The following is a 15,640-nucleotide window of genomic DNA, read 5'->3' as shown; positions in this document are numbered from 1 at the left end:
GATGGCGAGTCAGACTAACTGGATTCAGCGCTACGTGGACAATGTCCGAACCCACTTGCCCGCCCATCTGCGTGAGGATGTCGGGAGTGAGTTGTTATCTGATTTACTGGATCAGCGGGATGATCTGCAGGCGTCACTCAAACGCTCTCTTTACGAGACGGAAATTCTCGATCTGTTAAAGCAACGAGGGCACCCCATGGCCGTGGCGGCGGATTATCAGCCACGTCGGGCTCTGGTGAGTGCACCTCTGTTCCCTGTTTATATGCAGGTACTGAAGTGGACATTGTTGATCCTTGTCATTATTTCCGCGATCGAGACCGTCGCCGGACTGTATGTGGAGGAACAACCCAATCTGATTGGCGCTGCTATCGGTTGGTTTGCCCGTTTTTATGAGAGCGGAATCCATGCTTTTGCCTGGGTAACCCTGGTGTTTTATCTCACTGGTGAAGGGCTCGGCTACCGCCAGGTTTTTTCTCGCTGGGACCCTCGCTCAATGCCCCACGTAGTGGATAATGGTCAGCGTATTAAACGCTTCGATTCCTCAGTGGAATTCGTGGTGACGCTTTTGGCCATGGCCTGGTTGAACGATACCTGGCTTTTTGGCGACGGGGCGGTGGGCGGGTTCACTGTGATGTTGTCACCGGCCCTGCAATCCCTGTTGCCCTGGCTCAATATCGCGTTGGGCGCCAGCGTGCTGATTGCGCTTCACAAGTTGTTTTCGCCGTTCTGGACCCGCCCGCGCTTGTTGATCAACGGGGCGTTGAATATTTTCTGGCTGGTACTTCTGGCCGTTCTTCTCAGCTTGCCGGCACCACTTTCTATCGAATGGGGCAGCGGTGATCTCTGGCAGTCCAGTCAGGGGGGATGGCAAGTGGCCGTCGGTGTGGTGATTGCCATTACCGCCTGGGACCTGTTTGGAAATCTGCGCAATCTGGTGCAGGCGCGATCACCCGCCAGCGTCTAGGGCAATTCTCAAAAACGCCTGTGCTGGTGTGGAAAGAGCGCCGGTCTTTCGCGTGAGCGCACCCACTGGATGCATCACTACCGGGTCTGCCAGGGGGCGGCATCGCAGTCCGTATGCGTGCATCTGCGCCTCACACATACTGGGTACCGCGCTTACTCCCAAACCACTCTGAACCAGTCGGCCTATGGTGCTGAGCTGGTTGGCTTCACACAGCAGTCGCGGGGCTGTTGTGCCCGGGGCCGAGCTTTGTTGAAAGGCTGCGTCGGTCCAGCGGCGTACTGCAGATCCCCGATTCATCGCGATAAACCGTTCTCTTGCCAGGTCCTGCCAGTGCACAACCTTGTTGTCGGTCAGCGGGTGCGTATCGGGGAGCACGGCGACAAAGCGATCATCGGCAATGGGGGTGAAGCTCAAGTTGCCCAGGTCCTCGGGACGAAAGCTGAACCCAAGTTCTGCGCGCCCTTCCTGAACCGCGCGCTCTACTCGCTCCATCACAATATCTTCCAGCACGATATTGATGTCCGGGTGCTGCTGATGAAACAACTGTAACAGGTCGGGTAACCGGTTCAGGGCAAATGCCGGTATGGCGGCGATGGAGAGCTGGCCCTGTTGCAGGCGGAATCGCTGCTGCACTGCATCCAACGTGTTGTCCCAGTTGTGGAGGAGCTGTTGGGCGCGCTCTACAAACGCGGTGCCCTCCGGTGTGAGAACCAGCTGCCGACCGTCGCGACTGAACAGGGCGCCGCCCAGGGACTCTTCCAGGGTACGAAGGGCGATGGAAATGGCCGGCTGCGAAACGTGCAGTTGAGCGCTGGCCTCCGCCAGGCTGCGGGTTCTGGCGACGGCCACAAAGGCGCGCAGCTGTTTGATAGTGGTGCTCATGCAGGCAATCCGGTGACTCAGAGGTGGAATCTTATGGTTAATAAAAACTTATTAAATGTTAATAAGTTTAAATTAGTCTTAAATGTTAGACCAAGGCATGATTGTCCACATGGCGAGACGGCCAATAATGGTCAACCATACAGACAGCCAACCGAACAGCAGAAAAATGAGAGAGCCCGCCGAAATGAGTAACCCAGTACAACCCCTTTGGCAGCCAACGGAAGAGGCGATCGCCGCGACCCAGATGGATCAATTTCGCCGTCAGGTGAACGAAGTCCATCAGCAGTCACTGCCGGACTACCACGCCCTGCACCAGTGGTCTGTGGATAATCGCGAGACCTTCTGGCGCCAGCTGTGGGACTTCGGGGAAGTGATCGCCAGTGAGCGGGGCGAGCGGATTCTGGGCAAAGACACCATGCCTGGTGCCGAGTGGTTTCCCGATGCGCGGCTCAATTTCGCCGAAAACCTGTTGCGTTTTCGCGATGACCGGGTGGCGCTGATCGAGCGTCTGGAAAATGGTGGCCGCCGCGAGCTGAGCTACCGGAAACTGTTCGAGCGGGTAGAGCGGCTGGCGGCGGCGCTCGCCGGTGCCGGTGTAGAAACGGGCGACCGGGTCGCGGGATTTATGCCCAATATCATCGACACCGTAGTGGCAATGCTAGCCACTACCAGTCTCGGGGCCATCTGGACGTCCTGCTCCCCAGACTTTGGCATCAATGGCGTGCTCGACCGGTTTGGTCAGGTCGCGCCGAAGATTCTGTTCGCCTGCGAAGGTTATTTCTACAATGGCAAGACGATTGACTCTCTGCCGCGCCTTGAACAGATCGTCGATCAGATCGATTCCATTCAGCAGTTGGTCGTCGTGCCGGTGGCGCGTTCGCCGGAGCAGACGGAAACCGCTATCGCGGCTGTGGATCGCGCCATCAGTCTCGATCACTTTGTGAATGCGGCTCCCGCACGTGCGTTGACATTTGTGCAGACCGAATTCAATCATCCCCTGTATATCATGTACTCATCCGGCACCACCGGGGTACCCAAGTGCATTGTGCACGGGGTTGGCGGCACCTTACTGCAGCACATCAAAGAGCACCGCCTGCACACGGACATTTCCCGCGACGATACGCTGTTCTATTTCACAACCTGTGGCTGGATGATGTGGAACTGGCTGGTTAGCGGGCTCGCCTGCGGCGCCACGCTGGTGCTCTATGATGGCTCGCCGTTTTATCCGGCGGCCCAGTGCCTGTGGGATATGGCCGATGAGGAAGGTATCAGTGTTTTCGGTACCAGCGCCAAGTACATCGCCGCCCTGGAAAAGGCCGGCTGCAAACCCGGTGAATCCCATCGGCTTGAGCAGCTGCGTGCGGTACTCTCCACCGGTTCACCACTGGCCCACGAGGGGTTCCGCTACGTTTACCGGGACATCAAGGCGGATCTGTGCCTGAGTTCCATTTCTGGTGGTACCGATATCGTCTCCTGTTTTGCCCTGGGTAATCCGACACTGCCTGTGTACCCCGGTGAGCTGCAGTGCCGCGGCCTGGGAATGGCTGTGCAGGTTTGGAACGATGATGGCAAATCGGTGCAGGAGGAGAAGGGCGAGCTGGTGTGTGCCACGTCTTTTCCCTGTATGCCGATCGGCTTCTGGAACGATGACGACGGCAGCAAGTACCACGGGGCCTACTTTGAGAGCTGGCCCGGTGTCTGGGCTCACGGCGACTACGCGGAAATTACCGAGCACGGAGGAGTGATCATCTACGGTCGCTCCGACGCCGTTTTGAACCCTGGTGGGGTACGTATTGGCACCGCGGAAATCTACCGGCAGGTGGAAAAAGTGGAAGAGGTACTGGACAGTATCTGTATCGGTCAGGATTGGCGCGATGACGTACGTGTCGTACTGTTTGTGGTGTTGCGGGAAGGGGTTAGCCTGGACGACGACCTCATCCAGAAAATCCGCACCACCATTCGCGCTAATACCACCCCTCGCCATGTGCCGGCGAAGGTGATTCAGGTGGCCGATATCCCCCGCACCATCAGCGGCAAGATTGTGGAGCTGGCAGTGCGAAATGTGGTACACGGCAAGCCGGTGAAGAATCAGGAAGCGCTGGCGAATCCGCAAGCCCTGAAATTGTTCGAGGACTTGCCGGAACTGGCCGGAGATTAAACGTGGTCTTTGTGTACGGAGGGCAAGTTGCAGAGGGCAGGCGCCAACAGGTAACGCCGGGTAAAGCGGGTGCTCGCCCGGCGAGTCGCCGTCAGTATCAGTGAGCAGCCTTTTGCGGTTGGCGGGAAAGTTCCTCATTCATTTTACGTAAAGCCATACGAGTGATATAGCCACCCATCAGGCACACGAATGCGATAATACCGAGGCTCAACAGGCCGGAAAAACTGGTGAAAAGGTCGATCATTGCGTCCATTTTCGGGCTCCTCAAGGGGGGCGATAGGTCTGGATAGCAGTCTCAGCGCTAGGTAGCCTCACTGCTCTTGCTAAGTTGCCGCCAGTCTAAAGTGCGGCGTGTCGCCGCTCTTGATCTGAATCAATCGACAGCTCAATAGGCGCTCGCCGAAAACCCCGTTGAGATGTGCTACCGAGCCCTCCGCCCCATTCAGCGGGAAAATGAAGATTCACTGGTCATTTACCCCCGCTTCCACTTGCTCTCGGCATGTCCTATCCGCCAAACTGCGCTACCCTGTGGAGTAGTGATTCCACGCCTATAAACTGAATAAATTCACGGAAGATCCGCATGATTACCTATCTCTACTGGGCCGCAGTCATTTCCCTGGTGGTGCTCTGTCTGTTTGCCGGTAGTCGACTTGGCAGCCTGGGCAAAGGGGCTGTCGTCGGCGCCATTGTTTTCCTGTCCGGCTGGCTTGCCTACTACTTCCACTTCGAACAGGTCTTCGTAAAGCGTTTTGGCGGTGTCATGTACATCAGCGTGCCAGACGGCCAGCGCCACCTGGGGTCCACCTGGAAGGAAGACAATCTCTGGGTAGAGAACTACGATCCCGAAACCAACCAGTGTATTTTTTCCGAATACTCCAAGGGCAATCTGCTGGAGGGGCGCGTGGTGATCAAAAACTGCAACCCGCTATTGGAGCCTGCTGACAGACCTTCCCGCGCCGCCCAATAAGTCAGGGTGCGAAGCAACTTTTTGGGTCTCCCGGCGTCGCAGTAGGGATGGTTGGCAAACGGATTTTTGTCTTGCGCGATTCTTTACCCGCTCGTGGAGCGGAATTCATACCACTCGTAATTGGCGTTCTGTTGTCGGCGTTGTTGCTTTTGCCGCAGCCTGCCGCTGCACTTCCCTTTTTCGACCGATTGCCCAAATTCAAAGTCCGGGTGCTCGAAAACCGTGAACTGCAGGAGTGGCTGAAAGATCAGCTGAGCGAGCAACGCAAGTCCAGTAGTGTTCTCAAATCCTACGAGGACCCCCACGACGTCGCACGCTATGAGCGTGGAACCCTGGAAAAACTGTTGCGCTCTCGCGGTTACTACGATGGTCGGGTGCGCCAGTCGGTTACCGGCGGCGAGATTCTGTATCGCGTGGTACCTGGGCGTCAGTTTCGGATCAAATCCCTCGATATCGACATGCCGCCACGCCTGCGTGCGGGTTTTCCCGGCGTTGGTCTACAGGTGGGGGACCCTCTGGAAGCCGTAAAGGTGTCTGAAGGGGTCAAAAGAATCGAAACCTATCTTGCGGACAACGCCTGCCTTTTGAATGTGGATGTGGACTACAAGGCGACCGTTATCCACAGCGAACACGCCGCGCGACTGGTGTATCGCGTGGCACCAAGCCCGGAAGTGCATATTGGGGAATTGAGTATTGCCGGGGCCACCAGCGTTAATGAAGATTACCTGCGCAAGCGATTGAAATTATCCCCGGGTGACTGCTTTAACCGCGCCAAACTGGATGCTGCCAAGCTGCGCCTGTTGCGCACAAACCTTATTGCCGGCGCCAATGCCGAGGTATCTGAGCCCCACGATGGGGTGGTGGACGTTACCTTTCTGGTGATCGAGCGCAAGCACCGTACGATTCGCCTGGGAGTGGGGTATGCCTCTGATGAAGGCGCGGGTGTATCGGCGGGCTGGGAGCACCGCAATATTCTCGGGCGCGGGGAAAAAATTGAAGTGGAGACCCGGGTCAGCGAAATCACGCAGTCTCTGAAAGGCGAATTACTGGTGCCGCGCTTTTTCCGCGATGACCAGGATCTGGCGGCCACCGCTGAGGCATCCAATGAAGATCGGGAATCCTATCAGGCGGAATCCGTCACCATCGGCGGTACCATTTCCCGGCGGCATACCAAGCACCGAACGTTCAGTGTGGGTAGTGAATTGAAGTTCAGTAAGGTGCAGGAAGAGGGCGAAGAGAGTGAGAATTACAATCTGCTTTCGTTTCCCCTGGGTATCAAAATCGATACCACCGATAACCTGCTGGATGCCCGCCGCGGAGCCACCGTGGCATTGGAGGTAAGCCCTTATTTTGACCTGAAGGGCAGCAGTACACGGTTCGTCAAGAATACCCTGGTGGGCACGGGCTACCTTACGGGCGATGATATCCGTTTTGACCCGACATTGGCGGTACGCATCAAGGCGGGGGTAATCAGTGGTATCGACAATCTGGATATTCCTGCGGATGAACGCTTCTATTCCGGCGGCGGCGGATCTGTGCGTGGCTATGCCTATCAGGCCCTCGGTCCACGGCGCCTGATCCCATCGACGGTCGCCGGTGAACCCCCAACTCTGTCTGACCCTATTGGCGGGCGAGGCCTCAGTGAAATTTCCGTGGAAGGGCGCTTTCGCTTTACCGAGACCTGGGGCGGTGTGCTGTTTGTAGATGGGGGGAATGCCTACGCGGACCCGCAACCGAGTTTTGATGATCTCTACTGGGGAATAGGCATTGGCGTGCGTTATATGACGTCGTTTGCCCCGCTGCGCTTTGACATCGCCTTTCCACTGGATCGTCGTGAAGATCTGGACGACAGCGCCTATCAGATTTATGTCAGCCTGGGACAGGCATTCTGACCATGGCTGATTCCCGCTCTGCCAAAGCCCCGCGCTCCCCCCGGCGCAGACTCTGGGCAAACCGACCGCGATTGACTCTCTTTGCGTTACTGCTACTGGTGCCGCTGATATTCAGCCTGTTTCTGCTCGGCTCTGAGGGCGGGCGCGAGCTGTTGACCCGTGGTGGCCTGTCCGTAGCGCGTTACTTTCTGCCAGATCTCGAAATCCGTGAGCAGGGTCTGCGCAGCCCCAAGTGGGGTAAGTGGACGTTCGATTTACTCGAGGTGCGCTACAAGGAGCGCATCATGGTGGAGGGAAAAAACCTCACCCTACACCTGGCGTTGCGTCCACTGTTACACAATCAGATTCATATTCCTGAAATCAGTGCGCAGTCGTTCCTGTTCGACAACCTGGTACTGGGAGAATATTTGCAGGATCACGTCAGTGAAGAGGAGGTTGAGGACGCCGCCGAAGAGGTGGACGACGCGACCGTGCCGGCTATCTGGCTCGAACGACTGGCGGTCGATCGTCTCACTCTGATTGACGGTAACCTCAAGGACTTTCCGATTGTGGCGGTGAACGGCCGCGGCAGTTATCGCTGGCCGGGCAAGCCGTCGGAGCTGATGTTGGATATTGCCGAACACGGCGGTCACGAACTTCACCTGCGCCTGAACGGGCAAATGCAATCCACGGAACAGTATCAACTCACTCTGTCTGCCAATGAATTGGCGGGCGGGTTTCTGGGGCGAACCCTGCAGTTGCCGCAGGGGAATGGGCTGGACGCCAACGGTGAATTGCTGTTGCAACTCTCTGGGGGTAATCGATTGCAGGTCACGATTGCCCGCTTTTCTTTACCTCTGGTTCGCCACCGCTTTGGCTTGAGTGGAAAGAGTGACGTGGTGTTGTCTCCCTGGTCGGTTTCTACAGAGGGGCTCATTCTGACCGTAGATGACACGCGGCATAACATTCGTGGGCGGGTGAGTGGTGAAGCCATGGACCTGCAGATCAATCTGAACCGGTTACCGGTGGCGATCACTCAGCCGTTTCAGCCGTATCTGCAAGGTGGCTGGCTTTCTGCCGATCTTGCGGTGAAGGGGCCGTTGACCTTGCCGAATGCGGATGGCTCCGTTGAATTACGCACAAGTTATCAGGCGCAACCGATTCATCTGACAGCGCAGGTGGAAACTGTCGCAGACGATATTCATATCCGCAGTGCTCAGCTGTCACTGGCCGACGCGAAAGTGGAAGCTGCGGGGCTGGTGGACATCAAGGGGGAGTCCATCGACCTCAACGCCAGGCTGGAGCCACTTCCGCTGGTGAAAATCCGCAGTATTCTCGGTGCCCTGGAGGAGACCCGCGAGATCGAAATCCCGCCGGAGTTAGACGGAACCGTGGAACGCTTACAGGTTTCTGCGAAAGGGCCCTGGGTGAATCCGGAGTTCGCCGTAGAGTTATCCACTGCGGTGCAATACCAGGAATTTTCCGCAAAGGTGCAGGGGCATGTCACCGGCGATCCGGAGAAATTTGCCGTGCAGGATTTGCTGCTGGAGGGAGATGGGCTGCGGGTGAGTGGCAGTGGCGAGGTGGATGTGAAAGGCAAAGCCCTGCAGGCGCAACTGGACGTGGCCGCCCGAGGCTTGCAGCCGGCGGAACAATTTGACGTGCCCGTGGACCCCGGTACTCAGGTTGATCTGGATGCGGTGGTATCGGTGAGTGGCCCCTGGGACAACCCGAAAATGTCCGCGCAGCTTTCCTCGGACGGAAACTATCGGGAGTACCGATATCGCCTGCGTGGCGGCGCTGCCGGCAATGCCCAGGCCATCACCTTCGACCGTTTGCGCCTGGACCTGTATCGCGGCCAGGTCGCTGCGGGAGCGTCAACGTTCGCACGCGAACAGTCCTTGCGGCCCGATGAGGTGGTGGAACCGCAAGAGGACTATCCCCTCCGGCAGCCTGCGGCGGAATCAGCGGGCCAGTCCCGCGAGCGGCTCGTGGGTGCGGCGGCACTGGCGCAGGACGCGGAGCAGGCGCGTCAACGAGGCAATGCCTGGCTGGAGCTCAATGGCGTTGTTGAGCCAAAGGCGCAGCGAGCCAATGGCAGTGTGGCCGGGCGCAATATTCCGTTGGGGCTGGCGGAATTAGTCGGGGTAAACCTGCCTCCTTCTCTGCGCGGTGAACTCAGCCTTGACGGAAATTTCACCGGGCCATTCCAGTCTCCGGAAGCCAGTGTGAACGTGCTCGGGCTCGGGGAATTTCAGGGGGAACCCTGGCATATTCAGGGGGATGTGAGTTATGGACAGGCGGCGGTTACCTTATCGGAAGTAAAACTGTTGTGGGCAGGGCGCAACCAGCTCACCGCCGATGGCACCTTGAGTGAACAGGCTTTGGACCTGGAGCTGCAGGCACAGGCGGTGCTGGCGGACTTCGAGGAGTGGTTGAGTGGCGACATCACTGAAAATGGTGAGCTTTCTCTGCGCGCGACCGCATCCGGTACGCCGCGCGAGCCCAATCTCGCCGGGGAACTGCGGGTCACCGGCCGTGCACCGGCGCTGCGGGACGATGCCCTGGTCCAGTCTCCGTTGGTTTTGTCTCTCACGTGGGAAACCGTAGCGGAAAACCTGCAGATGCAGCTCGGGGCCAGTCATGGCAGTCGCCAAGCCGCCGATGCCCGCGCCAGACTCGCGATCGCGCCAATTCTGGAGCAGCTGTTCCGCGACAGACTGCCAGGGGAGTCGCCACCGCTGCCGATTGATTTTGATGCCCGGGGCGAGGCAGACCTGGCCACTCTCGGGGCCCTGTTCGACCCGGAAATTCACACCATGCGCGGCAAACTGAATTTTAACCTGTCGGCAGATGGCAATAGCGGTGCCCCCAATGCCCGCGGCAGCATCAACCTCCGCAACGGTTACTACGAGCACCGCCCCAGTAACACCCGACTGCGCCAGATAGTATTTGTGGCCGAGCTGGCTCCGGATGCCTGGCGCGTGGTGGAAGCCAGCGCCCGCGACGGGGAGCGCGGCCGGGTAGAGCTGGAAGGCGCTGTGCGCTTCAACGGCCCGGAGCCCGCCACCCTGGACTTTTCCCTCGTTGCCCGCAATGCACACCTGTTGAACATGCCCGGTGCCAAGGGAGCGGTCAGCGGCGATCTGCGATTGTCTGGTGACACCACTGATGCGGCCCTCGCGGGGACTCTCAATCTGCGCCCGCTGGCCATTCAGGTGGAGCACTTTATTGGCAGCAGCGTACCGGAAATCGACGTGATCGAAGTGGAGGTCGACGGGACGACCGAGGAGCCCAGTGGTCCACCTCTGATGGAAAATATCGCACTGGCCATTCAGGTGGTACTGGATCAGCAGTCGTATGTGCGAGGCCTGGGGCTCGATTCTGAATTGAAGGGGACTGTGGATATTGCGGGTACCGCTGCCAATCCACAGGCCTCGGGCACCATCAGTATCGTGCGCGGTAAGTTTGACCTGCTGGGCAAGAAGTTCGAGCTGCAGGAAGGGCAGGTACAGTTCGAGAATAATGTGGCCGCGATTTATGTAAAGGGAGTTCATACCTATACGGAAGGTGAGATAACCGCGGAAATTTCCGGCACCACTGATGACCCGAAAATTGAATTCAGTTCGGATCCCGCTGCGGCACAGGATGAAATCTTCGCCCAGTTATTGTTTGGCAAATCTCTGACGGATATCTCACCCCTGCAGGCTGTGCGTTTGGTGAGCGTGGTGCGGACCCTGCAGACGGGTGGCACTGGTTTCGACCCCCTTGCCAGTACCCGCGACCTGGTTGGTCTTGACACCCTGGACTTCGAGTCTGAAGCTACCGAAAGTGGCGAAGATCAGTACTCCCTGAGCCTCGGGAAATACATCACCAGTCGTATTTATCTGGAGCTGCAGCGCAGCACCGATCCCCTGAATCCATGGCGTGCGGAGATGCAGATCGAGTTGCGCAAAAACCTACGTCTGGATTTCAAGTCATCAGACAACAACGAAAGCGGTGCCGGAAGTGTGGAGCTGCAGTGGAAGAAGGATTACTGAGCAGCTATATAAATTGAACACCAAAAAAAGCGATGGGAGAAAACAAAATGGAATATTCAGTCGCGGTTTTAGCCGCCGGTTACTCCCACCGGTTTGGCAGTGATAAGCGTCTGGCGAGTATTCACGGCGAACCCATGCTGCTGCGTACACTGCAGACCGCCATGGATGCGGCCAGTGCCTTTGAAGATGCGTCGGTTCAGGTTGTTTTGCGCGCGCGTGACCCAGTAATTGCCAATGGTCTGAAAAAGCTGCCGATTCAGGTGCTGCACGCACCCGTATGGCCTGTCGGAATCGGTGCGAGTCTGGCGCATATCGTAGAGCAGCTGCAACGCTCCGGCGCCAATCCCAGAGCGGTACTGGTGTGCCTGGGGGATATGCCCTTCGTGGAGTCGGAAACCCTTGTTCGCCTGCTGCAATCCTCGAGCGAAGATACTATCTGCGTGCCGGTATGTGCCGGTACCCGCGGTTACCCTATTGCCATTGGCCGCAAGTATCTGTCGGCGCTGGCGCGTATGCGCAACACCGGGATGGAAAAGCTATTGAGAATTTTTGCCGATGGCGTCGTTGATATGGACGTTTCCGATCCGGCGATAAACTGCGATATCAATCGGCCGGATGACTTCCACGCAGCAATGCGGCCGGATCTGTTCGGAAAAATTTTTGCATCTCGCGATACAGCGACGGATGCGCCGCTTCCATTGCTGTCGGAATGATAAAAAACGCCTCAGTGGCCACCGCGAAAAACTCCGCGGGCGATTGCGCGCCATAAGTATCGAGTACCGAAGGTTTCTCCGCGAGCCCCACCGACGGCTCTCCTTCCGCCATTTCCGCTTCGCCATGTAGCGCCTGCAGGCGCTGGCGCAGTTCTGCAAATGCTTCCCGCATCACCGGTGCCCAGGTTTTTCCATCGGCCCTTTTCTCAAAGGGTGGACGACCATCCACATAGCCGTCTTCTTCATCCAGTTTGTGGGCAAATTCGTGGATGGCTACATTGTGACCGTGTTGCGGCTGAGCCAGGCCCCGCTGTAGGTCCCCCCAAGACAACACCACCGGGCCGCGGTAGTGGGCCTCACCGGCCCGGGCACTCATATGGGAAGACTGTATATGTCCGTGGTGGCGGGTTTCTTCGGCCACATAAGAATCCGGGTAAACCAGAACAGTTTTCAGGTTGGGATAGCAATTGTTGGCACGCTCCAGAAGTAGCAGACATGCGTGGGCGGCGATGGCGATACGGATTTCCTCGGTAATTTCCAGGCCGTCACAGCCGACAAACTCCTTGTCACGTAGGAATAGGCTGATATGTTCTTTCAGCTCCCGCTGACGTGGCGCGGGGAGATAGGGGTACAGCGCCAGGGTAGTGCAAAGCAGATGTTCCTGCTGGGCCGTCAGGGGGCGGGAACGCAGGTAGCGCCGTCGCCAGCGTTGCCACAAAACGGGTAACACCCAGGCCAGCACCGCGAGGATTATGACGATTAGAAAGCCATTCACACTGTATTTCCTTGCACCAGGTGGAAGATTGACCTCCGGTGAAATTCTGCGACCATGTTGCCCGCGTCAGAGTTGGCGCCACTGAAAACAAGATGCGCTTAGGGAAATGATTGGGGCATGGATACGGGTATTCAATTCGCGGGGGCGAATAAAGGTTTGGCTGAAATGGCAGGAATGGGGAGTAATTCCTGCGAGCAGATTGCGGTAAATACGCGGTATCAGCTGGTACCTCACGGATATGACCGGAATAATACCGGCTGCATCTGGGTTGCCAATTTCGAAACCACGGCTTCACAGTCTCGATACTGGTTGCGTATGGAACCCTCGGGAGCACCCGGGGACCTCGCGCAGGAATCCCGCTGCCGGGATATTCCCGTGGTATTTGACCGCCGTGCTGTGGATCTGCGTTATTCCCTGGTAAAGGTGCGGCTACAGGCCGGTTTGCACTATCGTCTGTCCCTTTGGCGGCGGGGCGTTCATGACAGCGAGGTCGCGCAAGTCGTAGCAGATGCAGAATGTGCCGGGCTACCGGTCTCTCTCGCGCAGGGTTTTAATGTCTGGTATGGCACCTGTTTTTATCGTCCTGCCGACAGGGGGGCATTTTCGCGCGCCATGGCAGCACTGCCGGCTGAGCATCGTCCCCAGGTCTCTTTTCTCGGCGGTGACCAGGTTTATCTGGATACCGCTTTCTCCAATAGTGGCCTGAGTGTTATCCCGGGTTTTGGCAGCCGTAACTTCTCACCACTGGCACTGCGCTCGCGGCAGACCATCCGCCGCAAACTCAATCGAGTGTTTTCCAAAGAATATCGGGATAACTGGCGGACAGGGCTTGGCTCTAAGTTGCGCTGCGGAATGCACTATTTTCTTGCCGGCGACCACGAGTTCTGGAATGACTACCCCAATCCTCCTGGTTTCCTGCCAGTGCTGTGGCCGCAAAAAGTACGCAGAGTCTGGGAAGCCTGTGCACGAAAATTATTCGATGCGTATCAGTCACCGGGAAATGGTTACTTCAGCCAGTTTGATGTCAGCGATTCTCTGGGTTTCTTTGTGTTGGATACCCGGTTGCAGCGGGGCGTGGGTCGAGACGGCCGCTTCACGGACGACGCAACCTTTGCGCAGGTGATCCAATGGCTGAGAACGCTTGATCGTCCAGGTGTACTCGTTTTACCGGCGCCCTTATTGGCTCGCTGGCAATTTCGCAAACCGGGTATAGGAAAATCCCTGCTGGTGCGCCTGGGGTTTGGGGATCACTCTCTTGCGGATACCGGCCAATACCAGGATCTGGTGCGGGCACTGCGCGACTGTCCTCAGGATGTTCTGATACTGGCCGGTGATGTGCATTTCAGCCGATTTGCCCGAATGGATCTGGGCGGCAAGCAAGTGGTGGAGGTGGTTTCCTCGCCGCTTGCCTGTCTCCCCAGTGCTGTCGCCGCCCGCGATCTGACACCGGAGTTTTTCCCCGACAGGCCTACCGATGATATTCGTGCGAAAGTGCACTACTGGCGGCACGAGGAGACATGTGAGAAACCCCGGGCACACAAAAACGGCAACAACAACTTTGTGACGCTGGGGTTCAAGCCTGGCGATAGTGTCGATGACATTCAGGTGAATGTCGTCTGTTGGAATATCGAGGGGCGTGATGCGGATGGTGCGTTGATCCCGCAATGGCAGGTTTCTGATCTGGTACTGAAAAAGCACCGCCCGGCCGTCGCTGAACCCGAATCCGAGTCAAGGCCGGCACCACCGCCGCAGCAAAGCCCGGTCGCGGTGGCTGACCCCGAGTACTGAGAACAATAAAAAAGAGAATCATTATGTCGAGATCCCTGTTTATCCTATTGGGGCCGATCCTGAGCGCGGGCTTTTATCTGTTGCTCTCCGCGTTGGGCATGGCTTACCTGCCTGCGGTTACTGCTGCCATCACATTGCTTACGGTGATTTGGTGGATCACCGAAGCTCTGCCGATTCCCGCGACATCGATTGTGCCGTTCGTGCTGCTACCGGTGTTTGGTGTAGCGGATCACAAGCTGGTGGCGTCGTCTCTCGGCAGTCATGTGATACTGCTGTTGATGGGCGCCTTTATGTTGTCGAAGGCACTGGAAAAAAGTGGTGCGCACGAGCGGCTGGCACTGTATATGTTGCGGCTAGTGGGGGTTTCCAGCGGTCGCCGGCTGGTGTTGGGTTTTATGCTGGCGGCGGGGCTGCTCAGCATGTGGATCTCCAACACCGCCACCACACTGATGATGCTGCCCATCGCTCTGGCCATCCTTTCCCGCGTGAACAATCACCGCCTCACTGTTGCGCTGATACTCGGAATCGCCTACGCCGCAAGTCTGGGGGGGGTAGGCAGTCCATTGGGTACGCCGCCCAATGTCATTTTTATGGGAATCTATGAGGAAGTGACCGGACGTGAGTTCAGCTTCGCCAGCTGGATGAAGATCGGTTTGCCGGTAGTGTTGATCACCTTGCCGCTGATGGCGCTGTGGCTGACTCGGGGTATTCAGCTGCGCAAATCTCTGGAGGCGCCCAAGGTGGGGGCATGGCGCGCGGAGGAGGTGCGCACCCTGGTGGTTTTTGCGGTGGCGATTCTGTTCTGGGTGACTCGCAACGAGCCGTTTGGTGGCTGGAGTGAACTGTTAGGCGTGTCGAATGCCGGCGACAGCACTGTGGCTTTGGCTGCGGTGGTATTGATGTTCCTGGTGCCGAATGGTAAGGGCGGGCGCCTGCTCGACTGGCAGACCGCGGAAAGCATTCCCTGGGGCATGTTGCTGCTGTTTGCCGGTGGTATAGCCATCGCCAAGGGGTTCGCCGCATCCGGCCTCAGTGACATGATGGGGCAGGGGCTGACCTTCCTCACGTCCATGCCCTTGTGGCTGATGCTGATTCTGTTGTGCCTCTCGGTTACTTTCCTGACAGAAATCACCAGTAATACCGCCACCGCGACCCTGCTGATGCCAATTCTCGCGGTAGTTGCCAGCAGCGCGGGGTTTGATCCAATGGTATTGATGATTCCGGCGGCGATGTGCGCCAGCTGTGCCTTTATGCTGCCGGTGGCCACAGCCCCCAATGCCATCGCCTACGGCACCGGCAAAATCCGCATTCAGGAAATGGTACGGGAGGGGGCTATGCTCAGCGTGCTCGCGTCGCTGATCATTGCCGGGGTCTGCTGGGTAATGCTGGTTTAGTCGGCCCTGCGGAGTATTTGACTGTATATTTGTTGGGCTATAGATTTATTGACCTCTATTTATCCTGATTGCCTGCAAAAAAGAAGGT

At 57.6% G+C, this 15,640-nt stretch carries 11 protein-coding genes; 8 read left to right on the top strand and 3 right to left on the bottom strand.

From position 1 onward, the window contains the following. Position 1 precedes the first annotated feature (1 nt). On the top strand, positions 2-964 hold the full coding sequence (locus tag AAFH99_RS13715; RefSeq protein ID WP_406827989.1) for a hypothetical protein: 963 nt from the start codon (positions 2-4) through the stop codon (positions 962-964). On the opposite strand, the gene AAFH99_RS13710 is transcribed toward AAFH99_RS13715, so the two are convergent. Next, entirely contained in the window at positions 947-1,846 is a 900-nt protein-coding gene (locus AAFH99_RS13710; RefSeq protein WP_406827988.1) for a LysR substrate-binding domain-containing protein, read from the bottom strand. The two genes, AAFH99_RS13715 and AAFH99_RS13710, sit on opposite strands and share 18 nt — an antisense overlap. Before the next feature lie 184 nt (positions 1,847-2,030). Between AAFH99_RS13710 and AAFH99_RS13705 the strand changes: the two genes are divergently transcribed. Next, positions 2,031-4,004 carry an acetoacetate--CoA ligase gene (locus AAFH99_RS13705; RefSeq protein ID WP_406827987.1) on the top strand — a complete coding sequence of 658 codons (1,974 nt, stop codon included), beginning with the start codon at positions 2,031-2,033 and terminating at the stop codon, positions 4,002-4,004. Positions 4,005-4,101: 97 nt separating this feature from the next. On the opposite strand, the gene AAFH99_RS13700 is transcribed toward AAFH99_RS13705, so the two are convergent. Next, entirely contained in the window at positions 4,102-4,257 is a 156-nt protein-coding gene (locus AAFH99_RS13700; RefSeq protein WP_081848018.1) for a DUF3149 domain-containing protein, read from the bottom strand. Positions 4,258-4,584: 327 nt separating this feature from the next. Between AAFH99_RS13700 and AAFH99_RS13695 the strand changes: the two genes are divergently transcribed. From AAFH99_RS13695 to AAFH99_RS13680, 4 genes are all read left to right on the top strand, one after another. Next, on the top strand, positions 4,585-4,971 hold the full coding sequence (locus tag AAFH99_RS13695) for a hypothetical protein (protein ID WP_043318554.1): 387 nt from the start codon (positions 4,585-4,587) through the stop codon (positions 4,969-4,971). A 209-nt stretch (positions 4,972-5,180) separates the two neighbouring features. Continuing rightward, entirely contained in the window at positions 5,181-6,863 is a 1,683-nt protein-coding gene (locus tag AAFH99_RS13690) for an autotransporter assembly complex protein TamA (protein WP_406827986.1), read from the top strand. A 2-nt stretch (positions 6,864-6,865) separates the two neighbouring features. After that, complete coding sequence (locus AAFH99_RS13685) at positions 6,866-10,882, top strand: translocation/assembly module TamB domain-containing protein (RefSeq protein ID WP_406827985.1); 4,017 nt, start codon at positions 6,866-6,868, stop codon at positions 10,880-10,882. Between the two features lie 47 nt (positions 10,883-10,929). Continuing rightward, a complete protein-coding gene (locus tag AAFH99_RS13680) occupies positions 10,930-11,595 on the top strand; it encodes an NTP transferase domain-containing protein (RefSeq protein ID WP_197023804.1) in 666 nt (221 codons plus the stop codon). On the opposite strand, the gene AAFH99_RS13675 is transcribed toward AAFH99_RS13680, so the two are convergent. Continuing rightward, entirely contained in the window at positions 11,486-12,370 is an 885-nt protein-coding gene (locus tag AAFH99_RS13675; RefSeq protein WP_406827984.1) for a zinc-dependent peptidase, read from the bottom strand. The two genes, AAFH99_RS13680 and AAFH99_RS13675, sit on opposite strands and share 110 nt — an antisense overlap. 174 nt (positions 12,371-12,544) lie before the next feature. On the opposite strand from AAFH99_RS13675, the gene AAFH99_RS13670 reads away from it, so the two are divergent. Beyond that, on the top strand, positions 12,545-14,158 hold the full coding sequence (locus AAFH99_RS13670; protein ID WP_406827983.1) for a hypothetical protein: 1,614 nt from the start codon (positions 12,545-12,547) through the stop codon (positions 14,156-14,158). A 23-nt stretch (positions 14,159-14,181) separates the two neighbouring features. After that, entirely contained in the window at positions 14,182-15,552 is a 1,371-nt protein-coding gene (locus tag AAFH99_RS13665) for an SLC13 family permease (RefSeq protein WP_369797803.1), read from the top strand. The last annotated feature ends 88 nt before the right edge of the window (positions 15,553-15,640 follow it).

This window comes from Microbulbifer sp. ARAS458-1 (genome assembly GCF_045348205.1).
Taxonomy (GTDB): domain Bacteria; phylum Pseudomonadota; class Gammaproteobacteria; order Pseudomonadales; family Cellvibrionaceae; genus Microbulbifer.
This window is presented reverse-complemented; position numbering and strand designations above follow the sequence as displayed.

Coding starts and splice junctions, on each gene's coding strand:
- AAFH99_RS13715 (WP_406827989.1), top strand. CDS start 2: ATGGCGAGTCAGACTAACTGGATTCAGCGCTACGTGGACAATGTCCGA.
- AAFH99_RS13710 (WP_406827988.1), bottom strand. CDS start 1,846: ATGAGCACCACTATCAAACAGCTGCGCGCCTTTGTGGCCGTCGCCAGA.
- AAFH99_RS13705 (WP_406827987.1), top strand. CDS start 2,031: ATGAGTAACCCAGTACAACCCCTTTGGCAGCCAACGGAAGAGGCGATC.
- AAFH99_RS13700 (WP_081848018.1), bottom strand. CDS start 4,257: ATGGACGCAATGATCGACCTTTTCACCAGTTTTTCCGGCCTGTTGAGC.
- AAFH99_RS13695 (WP_043318554.1), top strand. CDS start 4,585: ATGATTACCTATCTCTACTGGGCCGCAGTCATTTCCCTGGTGGTGCTC.
- AAFH99_RS13685 (WP_406827985.1), top strand. CDS start 6,866: ATGGCTGATTCCCGCTCTGCCAAAGCCCCGCGCTCCCCCCGGCGCAGA.
- AAFH99_RS13680 (WP_197023804.1), top strand. CDS start 10,930: ATGGAATATTCAGTCGCGGTTTTAGCCGCCGGTTACTCCCACCGGTTT.
- AAFH99_RS13670 (WP_406827983.1), top strand. CDS start 12,545: ATGGGGAGTAATTCCTGCGAGCAGATTGCGGTAAATACGCGGTATCAG.
- AAFH99_RS13665 (WP_369797803.1), top strand. CDS start 14,182: ATGTCGAGATCCCTGTTTATCCTATTGGGGCCGATCCTGAGCGCGGGC.